The sequence below is a fragment of the Streptomyces muensis genome (assembly GCF_021474425.1).
Taxonomy (GTDB): domain Bacteria; phylum Actinomycetota; class Actinomycetes; order Streptomycetales; family Streptomycetaceae; genus Streptomyces; species Streptomyces muensis.
Window position 1 is genome coordinate 1 of record NZ_JAKEIP010000160.1, and the last position, 19,534, is coordinate 19,534.

19 protein-coding genes are annotated in these 19,534 nt (G+C 69.9%); 9 read left to right on the plus strand and 10 right to left on the minus strand.

All coding sequences use genetic code 11. From position 1 onward, the window contains the following. Together L0P92_RS29375 and L0P92_RS29380 are read left to right on the plus strand one after the other, a co-directional pair. A partial coding sequence (locus tag L0P92_RS29375; protein WP_234766076.1) for an LCP family protein occupies positions 1-1,457 on the plus strand: 1,457 nt, incomplete at its 5' end. Positions 1,458-1,670: 213 nt separating this feature from the next. Further along, positions 1,671-2,033 (plus strand): four-helix bundle copper-binding protein, encoded by a 363-nt coding sequence (locus L0P92_RS29380; RefSeq protein ID WP_234766077.1) that lies wholly within the window; start codon positions 1,671-1,673, stop codon positions 2,031-2,033. A gap of 63 nt (positions 2,034-2,096) precedes the next feature. On the opposite strand, the gene L0P92_RS29385 is transcribed toward L0P92_RS29380, so the two are convergent. Then, a complete protein-coding gene (locus L0P92_RS29385; RefSeq protein WP_234766078.1) occupies positions 2,097-3,386 on the minus strand; it encodes an LCP family protein in 1,290 nt (429 codons plus the stop codon). 119 nt (positions 3,387-3,505) lie between these two features. Between L0P92_RS29385 and L0P92_RS29390 the strand changes: the two genes are divergently transcribed. Together L0P92_RS29390 and L0P92_RS29395 are read left to right on the plus strand one after the other, a co-directional pair. Next, positions 3,506-4,063, plus strand: coding sequence for an acyl-CoA thioesterase (locus tag L0P92_RS29390; protein WP_234766079.1), 558 nt, complete (start codon positions 3,506-3,508; stop codon positions 4,061-4,063). 129 nt (positions 4,064-4,192) lie between these two features. Next, the gene (locus L0P92_RS29395; RefSeq protein WP_234766080.1) at positions 4,193-5,107 is read left to right on the plus strand and encodes a DUF4344 domain-containing metallopeptidase; all 915 of its coding nucleotides are present in this window, start codon (positions 4,193-4,195) and stop codon (positions 5,105-5,107) included. Between the two features lie 123 nt (positions 5,108-5,230). On the opposite strand, the gene L0P92_RS29400 is transcribed toward L0P92_RS29395, so the two are convergent. After that, positions 5,231-6,388 carry an acyl-CoA dehydrogenase gene (locus L0P92_RS29400; protein ID WP_273634113.1) on the minus strand — a complete coding sequence of 386 codons (1,158 nt, stop codon included), beginning with the start codon at positions 6,386-6,388 and terminating at the stop codon, positions 5,231-5,233. Positions 6,389-6,578: 190 nt separating this feature from the next. Here L0P92_RS29400 and L0P92_RS29405 point away from each other — a divergent pair, with 190 nt between their 5' ends. After that, a complete protein-coding gene (locus tag L0P92_RS29405) occupies positions 6,579-7,922 on the plus strand; it encodes a UDP-glucose dehydrogenase family protein (RefSeq protein WP_234766081.1) in 1,344 nt (447 codons plus the stop codon). Between the two features lie 171 nt (positions 7,923-8,093). On the opposite strand, the gene L0P92_RS29410 is transcribed toward L0P92_RS29405, so the two are convergent. After that, positions 8,094-8,594: a CGNR zinc finger domain-containing protein gene (locus L0P92_RS29410; RefSeq protein ID WP_234766082.1), complete on the minus strand. Its 501-nt coding sequence runs from the start codon at positions 8,592-8,594 to the stop codon at positions 8,094-8,096. Positions 8,595-8,717: 123 nt separating this feature from the next. Between L0P92_RS29410 and L0P92_RS29415 the strand changes: the two genes are divergently transcribed. Further along, the gene (locus L0P92_RS29415; RefSeq protein WP_234766083.1) at positions 8,718-9,077 is read left to right on the plus strand and encodes a VOC family protein; all 360 of its coding nucleotides are present in this window, start codon (positions 8,718-8,720) and stop codon (positions 9,075-9,077) included. Next, positions 9,065-9,190, plus strand: a complete 126-nt coding sequence (locus L0P92_RS29420; protein ID WP_372497352.1) for a VOC family protein — start codon at positions 9,065-9,067, stop codon at positions 9,188-9,190. The genes L0P92_RS29415 and L0P92_RS29420 overlap by 13 nt, the downstream gene beginning before the upstream one ends. A 13-nt stretch (positions 9,191-9,203) precedes the next feature. Here L0P92_RS29420 and L0P92_RS29425 read toward each other — a convergent pair whose 3' ends face one another. From L0P92_RS29425 to L0P92_RS29435, 3 genes are read right to left on the minus strand one after another with little or no spacing between them, the layout of a single operon-like run. Beyond that, positions 9,204-10,394 (minus strand): dipeptidase, encoded by a 1,191-nt coding sequence (locus L0P92_RS29425; RefSeq protein ID WP_234766090.1) that lies wholly within the window; start codon positions 10,392-10,394, stop codon positions 9,204-9,206. Between the two features lie 5 nt (positions 10,395-10,399). After that, the gene (gene purE, locus L0P92_RS29430; RefSeq protein WP_234766084.1) at positions 10,400-10,939 is read right to left on the minus strand and encodes a 5-(carboxyamino)imidazole ribonucleotide mutase; all 540 of its coding nucleotides are present in this window, start codon (positions 10,937-10,939) and stop codon (positions 10,400-10,402) included. Then, positions 10,936-12,096 (minus strand): 5-(carboxyamino)imidazole ribonucleotide synthase, encoded by a 1,161-nt coding sequence (locus L0P92_RS29435; protein WP_234766085.1) that lies wholly within the window; start codon positions 12,094-12,096, stop codon positions 10,936-10,938. Before L0P92_RS29435 ends, purE begins: the two co-directional genes overlap by 4 nt. 175 nt (positions 12,097-12,271) lie before the next feature. Between L0P92_RS29435 and L0P92_RS29440 the strand changes: the two genes are divergently transcribed. After that, positions 12,272-12,835, plus strand: coding sequence for a GtrA family protein (locus L0P92_RS29440; protein WP_234766086.1), 564 nt, complete (start codon positions 12,272-12,274; stop codon positions 12,833-12,835). Between the two features lie 19 nt (positions 12,836-12,854). Here the strand turns inward: L0P92_RS29440 and L0P92_RS29445 are convergent, their stop codons facing one another. Together L0P92_RS29445 and L0P92_RS29450 are read right to left on the minus strand one after the other, a co-directional pair. Further along, positions 12,855-14,126 (minus strand): sensor histidine kinase, encoded by a 1,272-nt coding sequence (locus L0P92_RS29445; RefSeq protein WP_234766087.1) that lies wholly within the window; start codon positions 14,124-14,126, stop codon positions 12,855-12,857. Positions 14,127-14,208: 82 nt separating this feature from the next. Further along, complete coding sequence (locus L0P92_RS29450; protein ID WP_048583165.1) at positions 14,209-14,886, minus strand: response regulator transcription factor; 678 nt, start codon at positions 14,884-14,886, stop codon at positions 14,209-14,211. A gap of 418 nt (positions 14,887-15,304) precedes the next feature. On the opposite strand from L0P92_RS29450, the gene L0P92_RS29455 reads away from it, so the two are divergent. Next, positions 15,305-16,816, plus strand: a complete 1,512-nt coding sequence (locus L0P92_RS29455) for a peptide MFS transporter (protein WP_234766088.1) — start codon at positions 15,305-15,307, stop codon at positions 16,814-16,816. Positions 16,817-16,950: 134 nt separating this feature from the next. On the opposite strand, the gene L0P92_RS29460 is transcribed toward L0P92_RS29455, so the two are convergent. Then, positions 16,951-18,270 (minus strand): hypothetical protein, encoded by a 1,320-nt coding sequence (locus tag L0P92_RS29460; protein WP_234766091.1) that lies wholly within the window; start codon positions 18,268-18,270, stop codon positions 16,951-16,953. A gap of 62 nt (positions 18,271-18,332) precedes the next feature. Then, positions 18,333-19,409, minus strand: a complete 1,077-nt coding sequence (locus L0P92_RS29465) for a hypothetical protein (RefSeq protein WP_372497353.1) — start codon at positions 19,407-19,409, stop codon at positions 18,333-18,335. Positions 19,410-19,534: the final 125 nt, after the last annotated feature.

Sequence of the window (19,534 nt, forward strand, 5' to 3'; positions counted from 1 at the left end):
TGCCCACGCCGCCCCGCCGCTCCCCCGCCTCGCCGCAGCGCAGTCCGCAGCCGTCCCGTGGCGGGGCGCGGCCGGTCGCGCCCGTACGGCGCAGGCGGCGGCCGCGCTGGGCGATGCGGACGGTGACCACGCTGTCGGTGGTGATCCTGGCCTCGGCCGGGATCGGGCACGCGGTGGTCACCAGCCTGGACGCGAAGATCGCGCGCGTGGACCCGTTCAAGGACATGAAGAACCGGCCGCAGGCCGGGCACGGGATGAACGTCCTGCTGGTCGGCACGGACGGCCGCGACCGCATCAGCGAGGAGGAGCGGCGCAAGTACCGGCTGGGCGGCGCACCCTGCCACTGCACGGACACGATCATGATCGTGCACATCTCGGAGGACCGGGAGCGGGCCAGCGTGGTGAGCCTGCCGCGTGACTCCTACGCCGAGGTGCCCTCCGGCGACGGGCGCAAGGCCCATCCCATCAAGATCAACGCGGCGTACGCGGAGGGCGGCCCGAACCTCACCGTGCGCACGGTCGAGCACATGACCCACGTCAAGATCGACCACTATCTGGAGGTCGACTTCACCAGCTTCATGAAGACGGTGGACGTGGTCGGCGGTGTGCAGATCTGCACCGCCGAGCCGCTGAAGGACTCCTACACCGGGCTGGACCTGCCGGCCGGGCGGCACCGGCTGATGGGCGGCGAGGCGTTGCAGTACGTCCGCGCGCGGCATGTCGACAGCGACTCCGACCTGGGCCGGGTCCACCGGCAGCAGCGGTTCATGGCGGCGCTGGTCGAGCGGGCGACGTCGTCCGGGATCCTGCTGAACCCGATGAGGTTCCGGGACGTGACACGGGCGGTACTGGGCTCGGTGCGGGCCGACAAGGGCTTCGGGACGGGCGAGCTGCTCGGCCTGGGGCGGGCGATGCGGAACTTCTCGCCGTCGTCGTCGGAGTTCACGACCGTGCCGATCGGGCAGCTGGAGTACGAGGTGAAGGGCGTCGGCTCCACGGTGAAGTGGGACACCGCGCAGGCCGAGCGCCTCTTCCGGGCCCTGCGCGAGGACAAGCCGCTGTCCGCGCACCGGCCGAAGCGCCGGGCGGTCCCCGTGGAGGTCGCCCCGCAGGAGATCCATGTCCAGGTGGAGAACGGCACGAAGGAGAACGGCCTCGGCAAGCGCGTCGACGAGGCGCTGGCGGCGACCGGGTTCCGTACGACGGGACGTCCGGTGGCCGCGGCGGACCGGGCGCTGAAGCGGACGGTCGTCGCCCACGACCCCGGCTGGGACCGCTCGGCGAAGTCGCTGGCGGCCGCGCTGCCGGGGAGCGAGCTGCGGGTGGTGAAGGGGCTCGGGCCGACGCTGAAGGTGATGGTCGGGGCGGACTTCGAGAAGGTGCGCAAGGTACGGGCCGAGGATCCGACGCAGGGCCAGTCCATCGTGGTGCGGGGCGACGAGGCGGGGTGCTCGTAGGGGGCGCTGTGCGGACTTTCCAAACACCCCCTGGCAGCGTCCATAACCTCAATGGACGTGTGCGGCGGCGTTCGGCGGAATGCCGGGCGCGTTGGCTCGTGCGGCATCTGGTGTGAATTGTTCGTGTCCGCCCGATGGCGCGGCGCGGTGGGCGGGCGTAGGACGGAAGGGCACGGGGCCCGCCCCGGGCTCCCGCGTCCCCCAGGAGGAGCCATGACCCAGCCCGGAACCATGCCTGCCATGAGCAAGGAGATGCAGGACTGCGTCGACGCGTGCATGACCTGCCACGGCATCTGCGAGGAGACCATGAGCTCCTGCATGCAGATGGGCGGCCAGGCCCAGATGCAGATCATGCGGGCGCTCATGGACTGCGCCGAGACGACCCGCATGTGCGCGGACATGATGATGCGCCGCTCGCCGATGTCGGCCGAGATGTGCGCGATGTGCGCCAAGGCCTGCGAGATGTGCGCCGAGGCGTGTATGTCCATGCCGGACGACGCGCAGATGATGCGCTGTGCCGAGGCGTGTCGTCGCTGTGCCGCCACCTGTCGCGCGATGGCCGGCGCCACGATGTGAGCACCGCCTGACAGCGGTCGAGGGCACCCCCTGGGCCGGGGGTGCCCTCGATCAGCGGTGCGCTCAGTTGCCCGAGACGGTCACCGTCTCGTCGTTCTTCAGCTGCTCCACCAGCTGCTTCACCTTCGCGGTGTTCCACTGGAGGTTGCCGTTCGCGGCGTTGCCCGAGATCGGCATGTTCATGGACTTGCCCTCGCCGCCGCTGACGCCCTTCATCGCCCAGAACATGGACGCCAGGTCCCACAGGCCCATGTCCTTGTCGACGATCAGCGAGTCCAGGCCCGCGCCCATGGTCGGGTACAGCTTGAACGGGTTGAGGACCGTGCCCGGGGTCGCGACCTGGTTGGCCAGGGCGGACAGGAACTTCTGCTGGTTCTTCGTCCGGTCCAGGTCGGAGCCGGCCAGCGCGTAGCGGGTGCGGACGAAGGCGAGCGCCTCCTCGCCGTTCAGGGTCTGCTTGCCCTTCTTGAAGTCGGCGCCGGACTTGGAGTCCTTGATGTCCTGCGGGATGTCGATCTCGACGCCGCCGACCGAGTCCACGATGTTCGCGAAGCCGGCGAAGCCGATCTCGACGTAGTGGTCGATGTGCAGTCCGGTGTTGGCCTCGACGGTGCGGACCAGCAGTTCGGGACCGTCCTCCGCGTACGCCGCGTTCAGCTTCGTCTGGCGGCCCGTGCCCGGGTAGGTCTTGCCGGAGTCGGAGCCGACGAACGACGGGATCGTGACGTTGGAGTCACGCGGCAGCGAGATCAGCGTCGGGGCGCCGCTGCCGGTGTGCAGGATCATCATAGAGTCCGTGCGCTTGCCCTCGGCGGACCCGGTGTGCAGTTCCTTCTTCTGCTCGGCCGTCATGCCCTCACGGCTGTCGGAGCCGACGATCAGGTAGTTCGTGCCCTCGCCCGCCTCCGGCCGCTCGATGACCTTGGACAGGTCGACCTCGCGGTTGAGCTTGCCGTCGGCCCAGAAGTAGGTGGCGACGGTCGTCACGACCAGCACGGTCGCCAGCGTGATCGCGGTCAGCTTTATCCGGCGCCGCCAGTTCGGCGCGGGGCGCGGCTCGTGCGTGCCGCGGCCGCCGGGGCCGCCCGGGCCGCCGCCGTAGACCTGCCCGGTGTTGTAGCCGCTGTCGTACCCGTCGTCGTAGGCGGTGTCGTCGCCGTAGCCGCCATGGCCCTGGCCGTTCACATACGACGGCTGCTGCGGCACCCCGCCGTAGCCCTGGCCGGGCGGTGCCGCCGGACCGCGGCGGACCTGCCGCATCACGCGGGCACCCTCGGGCTGTGCGCTCGAGCTGCCGCGTCCGTAGCGGTTACCGCGATTGTCGTCGGACCATCCACCGGGCCAGTCATTCATGCGCCCCAGTGTGCAGGGCATGGCCGGGTGCCTTACAAGGTTCGCGGGAAAATAGAGGCACGGCTGTTGCGAAGCCAACACAAAGTCCGCGAATGTCTGCTCGGCATAAGGTGGAGGCCATGACAGACCAGGTCACCACAGCGGAGTCGGGCACTCAGGAGATCCCGGGCAAGCCGACCTCCGCGTCCCGCACCACCCTCAGTCACATCATGACCCACAACGACACCAACCTGCTGGGGACGGTGCACGGCGGTGTGATCATGAAACTCGTCGACGACGCGGCGGGTGCGGTGGCCGGCCGGCACAGCGGTGGCCCCGCCGTCACCGCGTCCATGGACGAGATGGCCTTCCTTGAGCCGGTGCGCGTCGGTGACCTCGTCCATGTGAAGGCCCAGGTGAACTGGACCGGCCGCACCTCGATGGAGGTCGGTGTACGGGTCCTGGCCGAGCGCTGGAACGAGTCGGCCCCGCCCACCCAGGTCGGCTCGGCCTACCTGGTCTTCGCGGCGGTGGACGCCGACGGCAAGCCGCGCCGGGTGCCCCCGGTGATACCGGAGTCCGAACGCGACAAGCGGCGGTACCAGGAGGCGCAGATCAGGCGGACGCACCGGCTGGCGCGGCGGCGGGCGATCAAGGAGCTGCGGGAGAAGCGGGCGGCGGAGGGGTTCGAGGACTGACCGCACCCGGGGCGGGGAGCCACCCGTTCGGCCCGCGTCGTTTGCCCGGTGGGCGGCCCGCCGCCACGGTGGGTGCGGAGGCGTTCCGTGTCCGACGGCGCCCGTGAGAGGTGATCCCTGGTGACAACGGTGCGGAGTTCACGAGTCCGGGCGGGGGCCGTTCTCGTCGGGGCCGTCGTCACCGCCGTCACCGGCTGCTCGTCCGGCTCCGACGACGCGACGACGAAGACCGAGGATGTGGTGCGGCCGTTCAAGGCCACGCCCTCCGCGTCCGTCGCCGCCTCCCCGTCGCCGTCCGCGGGCCAGGGCCGTCTCGTGGTGTCGTACGAGGAGCCGAAGAAACCCGCGGACCGGCGGGCGGAAGCGTTCCTCAAGCGCACCAAGGCCCTTGAGGGCGTCGCGCGTTACGCCGACGACATCGTCGCTCTTCCGTACGACGTGCCACTGCGCGCGAAGAGCTGCGGACAGGTCAACGCCTTCTGGAATCCCCAGACCAAGGACATCACGTACTGCTACGAGTTCGTCGACACCCTCAGGCAGGTCTACGAGAAGCAGGAGACCGAGGGCAGCGCCAAGGAGCGGGACGCCGCCGTGGAGCAGGACCTCGTCGGCCTGACCAATGGCGTCCTCCTGCACGAACTCGGCCACGGCCTCATCGCCATGTACGACCTGCCCGCCACCGGCGAGGAGGAGGACGCCGTCGACCAGCTGTCCGCACTGCTGCTCGCCAGCGGCGACGACGAACACCAGGAGTACGCGATCGACACGATCAACGCCTGGTCCGGCCTCGCGGAGGCGGACGCGGCCGGAGGCATCCCCGCCAACGAGTACGCCGACGAGCACTCCCTGGACATCCAGCGGTTCTACAACTGGTCCTGCTGGCTCTACGGTTCGAATCCCGACGCGTACAAGTGGATCGTCGAGAGCCAGGGCAACCCGGACGGCGTGCTCCCCGAGGAGCGGGCCGAGAGGTGCCCCGACGAGTTCGAGAAGATCACTCACTCATGGGGCACGCTGCTCGAGCCCTACCTCAAGGACGCATGAGACAGCCGTTTCGTACGGCACCACGGTGGGGGTGGCTCCGCGCCTTGACGAGGAAGCCCGGGTCCGGCCCACACGGTCAAACCCGGGCTTCCTCCGATCGCCCTCGTTGCGGCAGGACTCCCGTTACGGCAGGTTCCGCGCCATCACGATGCGCTGGACCTGGTTCGTGCCCTCGTAGATCTGCGTGATCTTGGCGTCGCGCATCATGCGCTCGCACGGGTAGTCACGGGTGTAGCCGTAGCCGCCGAGCAGCTGGACGGCGTCCGTGGTGACCTCCATCGCCACGTCCGAGGCGAAGCACTTGGCGGCGGCGCCCTGGTAGGTGAGGTCGGCGTCGCCGCGCTCGGAGGCGGCGGCGGCCTGGTAGGTCAGGGCGCGGGCGGCCGAGATCTTCATGGCCATGTCGGCGAGCATGAACTGGATGCCCTGGAAGTCGGCGATCGGCTTGCCGAACTGCTTGCGCTCCTGGACGTAGCCCTTGGCGTAGTCCAGGGCCCCCTGGGCGATGCCGAGGGCCTGGGCGGCGATGGTGATGCGGGTGTGGTCCAGCGTCTGCATCGCGGTGGCGAAGCCGGTGCCCTCCTCGCCGATCATGCGGTCCGCCGGGATGCGAACGTTGTCCAGGTAGACCTCGCGGGTCGGGGAGCCCTTGATGCCGAGCTTCTTCTCCGGGGCGCCGAAGGAGACGCCCTCGTCGGACTTCTCGACGACGAACGCCGATATGCCCTTGGAGCGCTTCGTGGGGTCCGTGACCGCCATCACCGTGTAGTAGTCGGAGACGCCGGCGTTGGTGATCCAGCGCTTCACGCCGTTGAGCACGTAGTGGTCGCCGTCGCGGACGGCCTTGGTCTTCATGCCGGCCGCGTCGGAGCCGGCGTCCGGCTCGGAGAGGCAGTACGAGAACATGCCGTCGCCCTTGGCGAGCGGGGTCATGTACCTCTTCTTCAGCTCCTCGGAGCCGGAGAGGATCACGGGCAGCGAGCCGAGCTTGTTCACGGCCGGGATCAGGGAGGAGGACGCGCAGACGCGGGCCACTTCCTCGATCACGATCACCGTGGCGAGCGCGTCCGCGCCCGCGCCGCCGTACTCCTCGGGCACGTGCACCGCGTGCAGGTCGTTCGCGACCAGGGCCTCCAGCGCCTCCTGCGGGAAGCGGGCGTCCTCGTCCACCGCGGCGGCATGCGGCGCGATCTTCGCCTCGGCCAGCGAACGGATGGCGTCGCGGAGCATGTCGTGCTCCTCGGACGGGCGGTACAGGTCGAAGTCAGCCGATCCGGCCAAGGTCTCTCACGCTCCAAGGACGCTGGTTGGTCAGTGCGATGCTGGCGCTAATTACCGTTAAGTAACTCAAATTTTAGAGGTCGGCTCACGGCACGGGTACGTGAGCTTGGCGACAGCTGGGAAGTTGCCCTGCAAAGGCTCCGACTATGCTCGGGCGCGCACCTCCCCCGTACCCCTTTCTGGAGTCCCCATGGCCCTCAAGATCACCGTGATCGGCACCGGCTATCTCGGCGCGACCCACGCCGCGGCCATGGCCGAGCTCGGCTTCGAGGTGCTGGGGCTCGATGTCGTGCCCGAGAAGATCGAGATGCTGCGGCGCGGCGAGGTCCCGATGTACGAGCCGGGTCTCGAGGAACTGCTGCGCAAGCATGTCGCCGGGATCGAGGGCTCGACCGGGCGGCTGCGGTTCACCATGGACTGGGCCGAGGTCGGGGAGTTCGGCGATGTGCACTTCGTGTGCGTGAACACTCCGCAGCGGCACGGTGAGTACGCGTGCGACATGTCGTACGTCGACAACGCCTTCGCCCAGCTCGCCCCGCACCTGAAGAACGCCGCCCTCGTCGTCGGCAAGTCCACCGTGCCCGTCGGCTCCGCCGACCGCCTCGCCGCCTACCTGGCCGAGCACGCGCCGGCCGGCGAGGACGCCGAGCTGGCCTGGAACCCGGAGTTCCTGCGCGAGGGCTTCGCCGTCCAGGACACGCTGCGCCCGGACCGGCTGGTGATCGGCGTGCGCGGCGAGCGGGCCGAGAAGCTGCTGCGCGAGGTGTACGCGACGCCGATCGCCGAAGGCTCCCCCTTCGTCGTCACCGACTTCCCCACCGCCGAGCTGGTCAAGACGTCCGCCAACTCCTTCCTCGCCACGAAGATCTCCTTCATCAACGCGATGGCGGAGGTGTGCGAGGCCGCCGGCGGCGACGTGGCCAAGCTGGCGGAGGCCATCGGCTACGACGACCGGATCGGACGGAAGTTCCTGCGGGCCGGGATCGGCTTCGGCGGCGGGTGTCTGCCCAAGGACATCCGCGCCTTCATGGCCCGCGCCGGTGAGCTGGGCGCCGACCAGGCGCTGACCTTCCTGCGCGAGATCGACTCGATCAACATGCGCCAGCGCGGCCAGATGGTGGAGCTCGCCCGGCAGGCGCTGGGCGGCGGCCCCTTCCTGGGCAAGCGGGTCGCGGTGCTCGGCGCCACCTTCAAGCCCGACTCGGACGACGTACGGGACTCGCCCGCGCTGAACGTCGCCGGGCAGATCCACCTCCAGGGCGGCCAGGTCACGGTGTACGACCCCAAGGGCATGGACAACGCCCGCCGTCTCTTCCCGACCCTCGGCTACGCCGACAGCGCGATCGAGGCGGTGCGCGGCGCCGATGTCGTCCTGCACCTCACCGAGTGGCGGGAGTTCCGCGAGCTGGACCCGGCCGCGCTCGGCGAGGTCGCGGCGGCCCGGGTGATCCTGGACGGCCGCAACGCCCTCGACCCGGCGCTGTGGCGGAAGGCCGGCTGGAGCTACCGGGCGATGGGACGCCCGACGGCCTAGGTGGTGTCGTCAGCTTCCTCCGACCGGAGACAGTGACGCGGGGACGCCGTTTCGGCCGAGGCTCAGTCGGCCGAAACGGCGTCTTGTCGCATTCTGCCCCACACCGGCCACCCGGCGCCGAGTGAATCTTCAACAACCTTTCGAAATGGCCGACTCGCTCGGCACGGCGGCCTACTTGGCTCGATAGCGCCGCATCTTCGCGCGCGCCCCGCACACCTGCATCGAGCACCAGCGGCCGCGCCCCGCCGGACTGCGGTCGTAGTACGCCCAGTGGCAGTCGACCGCCTCGCAGGCCTTGAGCCGACCCCAGGTGCCCTCGACCAGGGCCTGGGCTATCGCGGCCGCCACGCGGGAGAGCAGCGGGCCCTCCCGGGCCGGGGCGAGGGTGGCCGAACCGTCTGCGGTGTCGACCGCCACCACCAGCGGGCCCGCCGCCAGCAGCTCGCCGAGCGGGGTCACCGTACGGTGCGGGGGATGGCCCGCGTGGGCGAGCAGGGCCACGCGCAGCGACTCCCGCAGCTCGCGGGCGCCGGCCACGTCCTCCTCGGCCAGCCCGAAGCGCGCCCGGCCGTCCGCCGTGTCCAGCGCGTCGGCGCCCGACTCGATGTCCAGCGTGTTGACCAGTGACTGGACCAGCTCCAGGCCCCCGGGCGCGGGCGATCTCTCACTCATGGTCGAACGCTATCCCTCCAGGCCCGAATCCCCTTGCGAGGTTACCGCCAATACGGGAGCATGAGGTAACCGCGTTACCTGTTGACGCAAAGCACAGGTAACCAAGGCTTCGAGGAGGAAGTCATGGCCATCTCTTCAGTGGGCGCCGTCGTCCTGGACTGTCCCGACCCCAGCGCCCTCGCCGACTTCTACGCGCGCGTGCTCGGCGGAAGCGTCGAGGGCGAGGGAGACTGGGTGGACCTGAAGGTGCCCGGCGGGCCGGCACTGGCGTTCCAGGCGGCCCCCGATCACGTACCGCCGCGGTGGCCCGCGCCCGAGCACTCCCAGCAGTTCCATCTGGACCTGATGGTCGAGGACCTGGACACGGCCGAGAAGGAGGTGCTGGCACTAGGGGCGAAGCCGCTGGACGCCGAGGACCGCTCGCGGACCTTCCGGGTCTACGCGGACCCTGCCGGGCACCCGTTCTGCCTGTGCGCCTGCTGATCGCGCCCTGGCTGGGGGCGCGGCTGCTGCACACGGAGGACAAGGAGGACTTCCGGGTGTACGCCGACCCGGCGGGGCATCCGTTCTGCCTCTGCCGGATCGGGCAGCCGTGACCGGGCGGCCCCGCTATCCGTCCAGTTCCTCGATCGTCGCGTTGGACGGACCCCGGGTGGCCCGGAGGTCACGGGCCACGTCCTCGGCCGCGCCCAGCACCCGTACCGCGTTCCGCCAGGTCAGCTTGGCCAGGTCGGGCTTCGACCAGCCGCGGTCCAGGAGTTCGGCGATGAGGCGGGGATAGCCGGAGACGTCGTTCAGGCCGTCGGGGGTGAAGGCGGTGCCGTCGTAGTCGCCGCCGATGCCGAGGTGGTCGATGCCGGCGACCTCGCGCATGTGGTCCAGGTGGTCCGCGACCGTGGACACCGTGGCGACCGGACGCGGGTTGGCCTCCTCGAAGGCGCGGTGCACCTTCATCGCCTCGGCGGTGGTGTCGAGGTGGTGGAAGCCGTGCGCCCGCATGTTCGCGTCGGCCTCGGCGGTCCAGTCGACGGCGGCCTGGAGCACGAACTTCGGCACGAACGTCACCATCGCGACGCCACCGTTGCCCGGGAGGCGTTCCAGGACGTCGTCGGGGATGTTGCGCGGGTGGTCGCACACCGCGCGGGAGGAGGAGTGGGAGAAGATCACCGGGGCCGACGTGGTGTCCAGGGCGTCGCGCATCGTGGTCGCCGCCACGTGCGAGAGGTCGACGAGCATGCCCTCGCGGTTCATCTCCCGGACGACCTCGCGGCCGAAGGCCGACAGGCCGCCCACGCCGGGCTCGTCCGTCGCCGAGTCGGCCCACGCGATGTTGTCGTTGTGGGTGAGCGTCATATAGCGGACGCCCAGCGCGTACAGCGACCGCAGCGTCGCCAGGGAGTCGGCGATGGAGTGGCCGCCCTCCGCGCCGATCAGGGAGGCGATACGGCCCTCCGCACGCGCCGCCTCCACGTCCGCCGCCGTCAGCGCGGGACGCAGGTCGGCCGGGTAGCGGGCCAGCAGCTGCCGTACGCAGTCGATCTGTTCGAGGGTGGCGCTGACCGCCTTGTCGCCGGCGTAGTCCGAGCGGACGTACACCGACCAGTACTGCGCGCCCACGCCGCCCTCGCGCAGCCGCGGGAGGTCGGTGTGCAGATGGGCGCCCTGGTGGGTGGCGATGTCGCGGGCGTCGAGGTCGTAGCGGACCTGTTCGCGCAGGGCCCACGGGAGGTCGTTGTGGCCGTCGACGACCGGGAACTCGCGCAGGAGTTCCCGGGCTGCCTCCAACGAGGCGGAGGTCATCGTCGTCACTTCCCCGAGCCGAAGCCGAAACCGCTCGCGCCCTCGACCTTGGCACGCAGACGCTTGCCCTTCTCGGTGGCCTGGTCGTTCAGCTCCTGCTGGAACTCACGCATCCGCTGCAGCAGGTCCTCGTCGTGCGCGGCGAGGATGCGGGCGGCCAGCAGACCCGCGTTGCGCGCGCCGGCGACGGAGACCGTGGCGACCGGCACGCCGGCCGGCATCTGCACGATCGAGAGCAGGGAGTCCATGCCGTCGAGGTACTTCAGCGGGACCGGGACGCCGATGACCGGCAGCGGCGTGACCGAGGCCAGCATGCCGGGGAGGTGAGCGGCGCCACCGGCCCCGGCGATGATCACCTTGAGGCCTCGCTCGGCCGCCTGCTCGCCGTACGTGACCATCTCGCGCGGCATACGGTGCGCGGAGACGACATCGACCTCGTACTCGATCTCGAACTCGTCGAGGGCCTGGGCGGCGGCCTCCATCACGGGCCAGTCGGAGTCCGAACCCATGACGATGCCCACGACAGGGCCGACAGCGGTACTCATTCGGTGATCGTGCCTCTCAGGTAGCCGGCTGCGTGACGGGCGCGCTCCAGCACGTCGTCGAGGTCGTCGCCGTAGGTGTTGACGTGCCCGACCTTGCGGCCCGGCTTCACGTCCTTGCCGTACATGTGGATCTTCAGCCGGGGGTCGCGGGCCATGCAGTGCAGGTACGCGGAGTACATGTCCGGGTAGTCGCCGCCGAGGACGTTGACCATGACGGTCCACCTGGCGCGCGGGCGCGGGTCGCCGAGCGGGAGGTCGAGGACGGCGCGGACGTGGTTGGCGAACTGGGACGTTATCGCCCCGTCCTGGGTCCAGTGGCCCGAGTTGTGCGGGCGCATCGCGAGCTCGTTGACGAGGATGCGGCCGTCGCGGGTCTGGAACAGCTCCACGGCGAGGTGGCCGACGACGCCGAGTTCCTTGGCGATGGTGAGGGCCATCTCCTCGGCCTTCAGGGCGAGGGTCTCGTCGAGATCGGGGGCGGGCGCGATGACCGTGTCACAGACGCCGCCCACCTGCTGGGACTCGACGACGGGGTAGGCGACGGCCTGGCCGTGGGGCGACCGTACGACGTTCGCCGCGAGCTCCCGTACGTAGTCGACCTTCTCCTCGGCGAGGACCGGGACGCCGGCGCGGAACGGGTCCGCGGCCTCCTCGACGGAGTCGACGACCCAGACCCCCTTGCCGTCGTAGCCGCCGCGGACGGTCTTGAGGACGACCGGGAAGCCGTCGCCCTCGGCACCCTCGGGAAGGCCCTCGCGCGCGAAGGCGGCCACGTCCGCCGGGTCGCTCACGATCCGGTGCCGGGGGCACGGCACGCCGATCGCGTCGAGCCGCGCTCGCATCACGCCCTTGTCCTGGGCGTGCACGAGCGCGTCGGGGCCCGGGCGGACGGGGATGCCGTCCGCCTCCAGGGCTCTGAGGTGCTCGGTGGGTACGTGTTCGTGATCGAAGGTGATCACGTCGCAGCCCCTCGCGAACTCGCGGAGCGTGTCGAGGTCGCGATAGTCGCCGATGACGACATCGCTGACGACCTGCGCCGCGGAATCCTGAGGGGTGTCACTGAGAAGCTTGAACCTGATGCCCAACGGGATGCCCGACTCGTGTGTCATACGAGCGAGCTGGCCCCCGCCGACCATGCCGACTACCGGGAACGTCACGCCCCTAGGGTATCGGCCACCGCGGGGCGACCCTCTTACCGGACTTTTTCGGGTCTCTTCCCGTCCTGTGTACCGGCCTATGAGCTCGCCCACAGGCAATCGACGAAGGGGGTGGTTAGCATGGCTGGGTTGACGAAACCGACCGGCAAACCGACCGACAGGAGCCTTCACGACCATGGGACGTGGTTCCTCGGGGCTTCAATCGGCGCCTCCTCCGGTACCTCGTAGTGCCGTACGACAGCGCTTCGACCGGCTGGTGCGTGAGGTGGCCAAGTTCGGGGCGGTGGGTGGGGCCGGGCTTCTGGTCAATCTCCTCGTGTTCAACCTGGTGCGGCATGTGACCGATCTGCAGGTGGTGCGGGCGAGTGTCATCGCCACCGTGGTCGCGATCATCTTCAACTACCTGGGGTTTCGGTACTTCACCTACCGGGATCGGGACAAGAGCCGGCGTACGAAGGAACTGGGGCTGTTCCTGCTGTTCAGCGTGGTCGGGCTGGTGATCGAGAACGGGGTGCTGTACGCGGCGACGTACGCCTTCGGGTGGGACAGTCCGCTGCAGAGCAACATCTTCAAGTTCCTCGGCATCGGTGTCGCGACGCTCTTCCGGTTCTGGTCGTATCGGACGTGGGTGTTCCGCGCGCTGCCGGTGGAGGAGCCGTCCGCGGAGGACGCGGAATCGTTCCTTGAGCGACGGCAACGGGCCGAGAAGGAATCACGAGTACACCAACGCGTCAGCTGACCACCCCTCCCTCGCCCTGTTACCTCACCGTCGGCCCCGACTCCTGGCTCGGCTTCGGCGGAGGTGTGCGGGAGAGGAACAGGGCCAGGACGGGAGGCTTCGTCTGGAGCATTTCCAGGCGCCCACCGTCCGCCTCCGCGAGGTCACGAGCCACGGCAAGACCGATCCCGGTGGAGTTGCGGCCACTGATGGCACGTTCGAAGATGCGGGCCCCGAGATCGGCGGGGATGCCGGGCCCCTCGTCCGTGACCTCGATGACGGCTTGGTTGCCGGTGACACGGGTACGCAGCGCCACCGTGCCACCGCCATGCATGAGGGAGTTCTCGATCAGCGCGGCAAGGACCTGGGCGACCGCGCCCGGAGTGCCGACGGCCTCCAGGTGACGCTTGCCCGAACTGACGATCGCACGACCGGCACTGCGATAGGCGGGACGCCACTCGGCCAGCTGCTGCTGGATGACCTCGTCGAGGTCGAAGGTGACGGCGGAGCCGTTGCGGGGGTCACGGGAGTTGGTGAGAAGGCGTTCCACCACGTCCGTGAGCCGCTCGACCTGGGTGAGCGCGATCGTCGCCTCTTCCTTCACCGTGTCGGGATCATCGGTGAGGGTGATCTCCTCCAGCCGCATGGAGAGCGCCGTGAGCGGCGTACGCAGCTGATGGGAGGCGTCCGCGGCGAGGCGGCGCTCCGCCGTGAGCATGCGGGCGATGCGCTCGGCGGAGGAGTCGAGGACGTCCGCGACACGGTCCAGTTCATGGACGCCGTACCTCTTGTGGCGCGGCCGGGGGTCCCCCGACCCGAGGCGCTCCGCCGTCTCCGCGAGGTCGGTGAGCGGCGAGGCGAGCCGGTTGGCCTGGCGCACCGCGAGCAGCACCGCCGCGATCACCGCCAGCAACGCCACCGCCCCGATGATCAGCAACGTACGGCCGACCTCGCGCGTCACCGACGAGCGCGGCTCCTGCACGGTGACCGTCTCGCCCTCCTCGCCCGTCTCATGGGCGCTGATGACGTCCCCGGTGGGCTTGGTGCCGACCTCGATCACGGGCTTGCCCGGGATGCGGATCTCGGCGTAACGGTCCCCCTGGATCTGGTCGCGCAGCGCCGAGGCGTTCACGGTCTGGTCGCCGAGCAGCCGGGTGTCCACGATGCTGGCCAGCCGCACCGCCTCGGTGTCCACCCGCTCCTGGGCGGTGCTGGTGATCGTCCGCGTCTCGACGATGACGAGGGACACGCCGAAGACCGCGATCACGACGAGAACGACGGCGAGGGTGGACTGGATCAGTCGGCGGCGCATGTCCTGATATCTGCCTGCTTATCTTTCCGTACGGCTCATGTGGCGGGAACGAGCCGATACCCGACGGCCGACGGCCGGTCCGTCAGCTCTTCTCGAAGCGGAAGCCGACGCCCCGCACCGTCGCGATGTAGCGGGGGTTGGCCGCGTCGTCGCCCAACTTCTTACGCAGCCAGGAGATGTGCATGTCGAGCGTCTTGGTCGACGACCACCAGGTCGTGTCCCAGACCTCGCGCATCAGCTGGTCCCGGGTGACGACCCGCCCCGCATCGCGCACCAGCACCCGCAGCAGGTCGAACTCCTTGGCGGTGAGCTGGAGTTCCTCGTCGCCCATCCAGGCGCGGTGCGACTCGACGTCGATCCGGACGCCGTGCGTGGCCGGCGGCTGCGCGGGCTCGGCGGCGCCGCGCCGGAGCAGGGCCCGGACCCGGGCGAGCAGCTCGGCGAGCCGGAACGGCTTGGTGACGTAGTCGTCGGCGCCCGCGTCCAGGCCGACCACGGTGTCCACCTCGTCGGCGCGCGCGGTCAGGATGAGCACCGGCACGGCGTGGCCCTCGGCACGCAGCCGGCGGGCCACCTCCAGGCCGTCCATGCCGGGGAGACCGAGGTCCAGCACGACCAGGTCGATCCCGCCCTGCATTCCTGCGTCGAGCGCGGTGGGTCCGTCCTCCCGCACCTCGACCTCGTACCCTTCCCGGCGCAGTGCGCGGGCCAGCGGCTCCGAAATGGACGCGTCGTCCTCGGCGAGCAGTACACGGGTCATGAGCTGATGGTAGTCCGCCCGTGACAAGAGCTGGGGTGTGATCGGCGCCTTGGTTCTTACCGGCTCCTGACCGGTCTCTTACCTCCGACGGCTGTGGTACAGACCTATGCCTACGAAGTGCGATCCTGGAAAGGACCTTGGAAAGGGTGGCCGCGGTTCCCTCGACACCTGTGATCCCGGTCTCAAGTCCTTCCATTTCCGCCCGTGTCCTGACGTATGGTGACTCTACGCCCGTAGCACTGCGGGGACCTTCGGCGCTTGACGCCGAGGGTCTCTTTTGTGTGCGGACCAGTGTGCGGATCAAGGATCCGAGGAATGAGACGCGGCCGGGCGGCCAACCCGCCGGAACCGACCGCTCCCCCCACCGGGCGCGTGACCGCTCTACGTCGATGCGCGTCCCGACCAGCAAGGATCGACCATGGCGTCCAGCCTGACGAAGGACTCGGCCTCCCCGGGCACCCCCGGCACCGAGAAGACCTTCTTCGGCCACCCCCGCGGTATGGCCACGCTCTTCATGACGGAGATGTGGGAGCGCTTTTCCTGGTACGGGATGCGCGGCATCCTCGTCCTCTACCTGATCGCGGGCGTCCTCGACGGCCCGCTCGCCGGCCGGGAAGCCCTGGCCGCGTCGATCTACGGCGTGTACAACGCGGTCGTGTACATGGCCGCCATGCCCGGCGGCTGGGTCGCCGACCGCCTCTGGGGCGCCCGTAAGGCCGTCCTCGTCGGCGGCATCGTCATCGCCGCCGGCCACTTCACGCTGGCGATCCCCGCGGACGTCGCCTTCTTCTGCGGTCTCGGCCTGATCGCGATCGGCACCGGTCTGCTGAAGCCGAACATCTCCGCGATGGTCGGCGGTCTCTACGAGGGCCAGCCCAGCGCCCGCCGCGACGCCGGCTTCACGCTCTTCTACATGGCGATCAACATCGGCGGCATGGCCGCCCCACTGGTCGTCGGCTACCTCGGCGAGAACGTCAACTGGCACCTCGGCTTCGGTGTCGCCGGTGTCGGTATGACCCTCGCGGTCATCCAGTACGTCCTCGGCGGCCGTCACCTCGGCGACATCGGCAAGGAGCCGGGCACCCCGGCCTCCCCCGAGGAGAAGCGTGCCGCGCTGCGCAAGGTCGCGCTGTGGGGCGGCATCGCCGTCGTCGCGCTGGTCGCGGACCTCGCGCTGGGCACGTACGACATAGAGCACATCGTCAACGTGCTCGCGGTCCTCGGCATCGTGGTCCCGATCGTCTACTTCGTGGCGATGTACCGGAACCCGGCGCTGGCCAAGTCGGACAAGCCGAAGATCCAGGCCTTCGCCTGGTTCTTCGCCACCGCGGTGCTGTTCTGGATGATCTACGACCAGTCCGGTTCGCTGCTGACGATCTTCGCGGACACCAAGACCGACCGCATGATCGGCGGCTGGGAGTTCCCGGCGTCCTGGTACCAGTCGGTGAACCCGGCCATGGTCATCGTGCTCGCCCCGATCTTCGCGGCGCTGTGGGTGAAGCTGGCCCGGCGTGACCGTGAGCCGAGCACGCCCATGAAGTTCGCCCTGGCGATGCTCCTCATCGGTGGCTCGTTCGGCATCATGGGCCTGGCCGGTGCCGCCGCCGCGAACAGCGACACGGGCAAGGTCACCGTCTTCTGGCTGCTGAGCGTCTACCTGGTGCAGACCCTCGGCGAGATGTGCCTGTCGCCGGTGGGCCTGTCCCTGTCGACGAAGCTGGCGCCGAAGCAGTTCGTGGGCCAGATCATGGGCCTGTGGTTCCTGGCCACCGCCACGGGCAACGCGCTCAACGGCTGGACCACCAAGTTGAACGCTCCGCTGGGGGACGCGGTGTACTACACGATGTGGGCCGTCATCGCTGTCGCCGCGGGGTTGGTGTTCATGGTGGCCGGGCGGAAGATCCGGGCGCTCATGGGGGACGTGCGGTAGCGCTGCGCCGACTTGAGCCGACGGGGCCGTTGCACTCACGTGGGTGTAACGGCCCCGTCGGTTGCGCCTCTGTGCGCCCGCGCGGCGGAGCCGCACATCGATACAGCCCCGCGCCCCTGAAAATAGAAGGTCGGTCAGCGCAGCCCCCTCCTTGGCATGAACGTGAACACCGCGCCTCCCAGCAGCAGTGCCGTTCCCGCCACCAAACCCAGTGCCTTCAGGGAGCCCTGGTCCTCCGCTCCCGTCGCCGCCAGGCCGCCGTCGGTCGACGAGCCGCCGGCGGAACCTCCTGTCGACCCGCCTGCCGATCCGCCGCCGGACGCGCCGCTCGCCTGCTCGGTGGTGTCCAGGGTCAGGGAGACCTCCGACTTGGCCGGGGTGCAGGTCGTCGTCGTGCCCAGGGCCTCGATCGTCAGGACGCCCGGGGAGAGAGTGGACTCGCCGCTCGCGCCCGGCTTGTAGGTGCCCGTGAGGTCGGGGATCTCGATCGGGTCGCCCGACTTGATGGGCTCGGCGTTGGTCGGGCCCTCGACATGGACCGTGCCCTTGTCGGCGCCGCCCAGGGCGACCTCCATCGACGGCTTGACGGAGTCCTTGGGGATGTCGGCGGGGCTGTCCATCACCGACTTCTTGAACTGGACCGTCAGGTCGAAGCTCCCGCCGTTCTTCTTGGCGTTGATCTGGACCGGCGAGGTGGCCTCCTTGTCGCCGATCGGCGTCTTGCACTCGTAGGGGACCTGGACCTCCTTGCCGGTGAAGTCGCTCTGCCCGCCGTCTCCGCCGCCACCCGTGCTCGAACCGCCCGCGTCCCCGCCCGTCTCGCTCTCACTCGGCGTCGGATCCGAAGTGCTCGGCGAACCCGTCGGCAGGCCCGTCGGCACGCTCGTCGGGAGCGTCGGGATCACCGTCGGCAACCCGCCCGTCGTACCGCCCGAACTCCCGCCCCCGTCCGTCACCTTGATGGTGGCCGCCGGCTTCACCGTCTCCTTCGGCGCGCACTTGGTGTCGGTGGAGATCGGCTTGTTGACGTTGATGTTGTACGCGTCCGGCGTCAGGGTCACCTCGCCCGGTGCCGTCAGCTTCAGCTTGCCCTTCATGTCGGACAGCTTCATCTCGGTGTTCTTCGGGATCGGCGGGTTCTCCCGGGGCCCCTGCATGGCGATGTCCGCCGTCTGCGCGCCGGCCGCCTTCAGGGTTCCCGTCGGCTGGACGGTGTTCGCCTCCAGGTCGAGGATGTTCGGGTTCTTGGACGCCGCCTGGACGAACTTCCAGACGATCTCCACCTCGTCGCCGACCTTCGCCTCGGCGGGCGCGGTGACCTCCACCTTCGTGGTGCCCTGGACCGGCGGCAGGCCGGAGATCGCGGGCGGGATGCACTCGGTCGCGTACGCCACCTCGGCCGCCTGCGCGGGCGCCGCGGCCACGCCGAGCAGCACGCCCGCGCCGCCGAGCATCAGGGCGGCGCCCGCAGCGGTCGCTCTCCGAGGACGTACCGGTGTGACTCTCCTTGGCTTGCTCACGGGGGTGCCTTCCTGGTGGGGGTCGCAGGACTCGTCGGACTGTCGTCGTACGGTGCGGAGAGCCGCCCGGCCGTGCCCGGATCGCTGTCCGGGGTGAACCACGGCAGGGTCGAGGGAGGGGCGGCGAGGGCGTGCCTCGCTTCCGCGCGGGGCTTCAACCCCGGGATGCGCAGGGCCAGTTCGGGGAGACGGAGGCCGCGGCGCCGGGTGGTCTGCCGTGGGCGTACCCGGTCCACGACCGCCATGCCGACGCGGAACACGGCGGCCGGTACGACGAGACAGACCAGGATCCAGAACAGCGTCACGCCCCAGGGCCGGCCCACGCCCCAGGGCTGTTCGGCCATCACCTTGCCGCCGTACTTCAGCGAGACCGCGTAGTCGCCGTGCGCCCCGGCGGCGAGTTCCACCGGCAGTTCGATCCGCGCCTTCCCGCCCGGCTGGATCGTGCCGCGCCACTGCTGTTCCTCCCACTGCGGCGCGAACACGCCGTGGGAGGTGCCGACCTGGAAGACCGGGTTCTTCACCGGTGAGGTGCCGACGTTGCCGACCGTGAACACCAGGGTGCGCGCCGGGGGTGCGCCGAACCAGGTGAGCAGGCCGCTGGAGCCGTCCAGCCGGGTGTCCGTGAGGACCGACAGGCGCCCGCCCGCCGGCTCCGCGGGCAGCGGCTCGACCGCGTGCCCGGCCACCTGGAAGATCGCGTCGGCCTCGGCCTTCGCCCCGGTCACCGTCGCCACGTGCACCACGCAGGGACACGGCACGGGCGGCTCGGCGACCGGCAGCTTCTTGCTGAAGCGCCCCTCGGCGTCCGTGGTCACGGCCCTGCCGTCCGCGTTGGCGCAGGAGTTGGTGCCGCCGGTCACTCCGGACGACGGCACGGACTGGCCGCAGATCAGGATCATCAGCAGCGCACGCGCCCGCCAGCCGCTGCCGGTCACGGTGACCGAACCGCCGGTTCCGGCTTGCGACTTGGACAGCTTGACGGTGGGCGGGCCGTCGGCCGCCGACGCCATCGGGGACATCAGCATCGCCAGCACCGCCACCAGCGCCGGAATCCGCACCCAGCCCTTCACGTCCCCGCTCCCGTCAACTCCGCGTCCATCAACGGCCGTTCGGCATCGGCCACCTCGCCGCCGTACGGCCTTCGACGCCTTCGACGCCGTACGACGAAGAAGGCGCCCACCGCCGCGAGCAGCCC

What these genes read in the sequence shown, in the direction of transcription:
- L0P92_RS29390 (WP_234766079.1), top strand. Translation starts at nt 3,506, where the DNA reads ATGACAGACCAGGTCACCACAGCGGAGTCGGGCACTCAGGAGATCCCG.
- L0P92_RS29405 (WP_234766081.1), top strand. Translation starts at nt 6,579, where the DNA reads ATGGCCCTCAAGATCACCGTGATCGGCACCGGCTATCTCGGCGCGACC.
- L0P92_RS29450 (WP_048583165.1), bottom strand. Translation starts at nt 14,886, where the DNA reads ATGACCCGTGTACTGCTCGCCGAGGACGACGCGTCCATTTCGGAGCCG.
- L0P92_RS29460 (WP_234766091.1), bottom strand. Translation starts at nt 18,270, where the DNA reads ATGCTCGGCGGCGCGGGCGTGCTGCTCGGCGTGGCCGCGGCGCCCGCG.
- L0P92_RS29410 (WP_234766082.1), bottom strand. Translation starts at nt 8,594, where the DNA reads ATGAGTGAGAGATCGCCCGCGCCCGGGGGCCTGGAGCTGGTCCAGTCA.
- L0P92_RS29455 (WP_234766088.1), top strand. Translation starts at nt 15,305, where the DNA reads ATGGCGTCCAGCCTGACGAAGGACTCGGCCTCCCCGGGCACCCCCGGC.
- L0P92_RS29440 (WP_234766086.1), top strand. Translation starts at nt 12,272, where the DNA reads ATGGGACGTGGTTCCTCGGGGCTTCAATCGGCGCCTCCTCCGGTACCT.
- L0P92_RS29385 (WP_234766078.1), bottom strand. Translation starts at nt 3,386, where the DNA reads ATGAATGACTGGCCCGGTGGATGGTCCGACGACAATCGCGGTAACCGC.
- L0P92_RS29415 (WP_234766083.1), top strand. Translation starts at nt 8,718, where the DNA reads ATGGCCATCTCTTCAGTGGGCGCCGTCGTCCTGGACTGTCCCGACCCC.
- L0P92_RS29380 (WP_234766077.1), top strand. Translation starts at nt 1,671, where the DNA reads ATGACCCAGCCCGGAACCATGCCTGCCATGAGCAAGGAGATGCAGGAC.
- L0P92_RS29445 (WP_234766087.1), bottom strand. Translation starts at nt 14,126, where the DNA reads ATGCGCCGCCGACTGATCCAGTCCACCCTCGCCGTCGTTCTCGTCGTG.
- purE (WP_234766084.1), bottom strand. Translation starts at nt 10,939, where the DNA reads ATGAGTACCGCTGTCGGCCCTGTCGTGGGCATCGTCATGGGTTCGGAC.
- L0P92_RS29425 (WP_234766090.1), bottom strand. Translation starts at nt 10,394, where the DNA reads ATGACCTCCGCCTCGTTGGAGGCAGCCCGGGAACTCCTGCGCGAGTTC.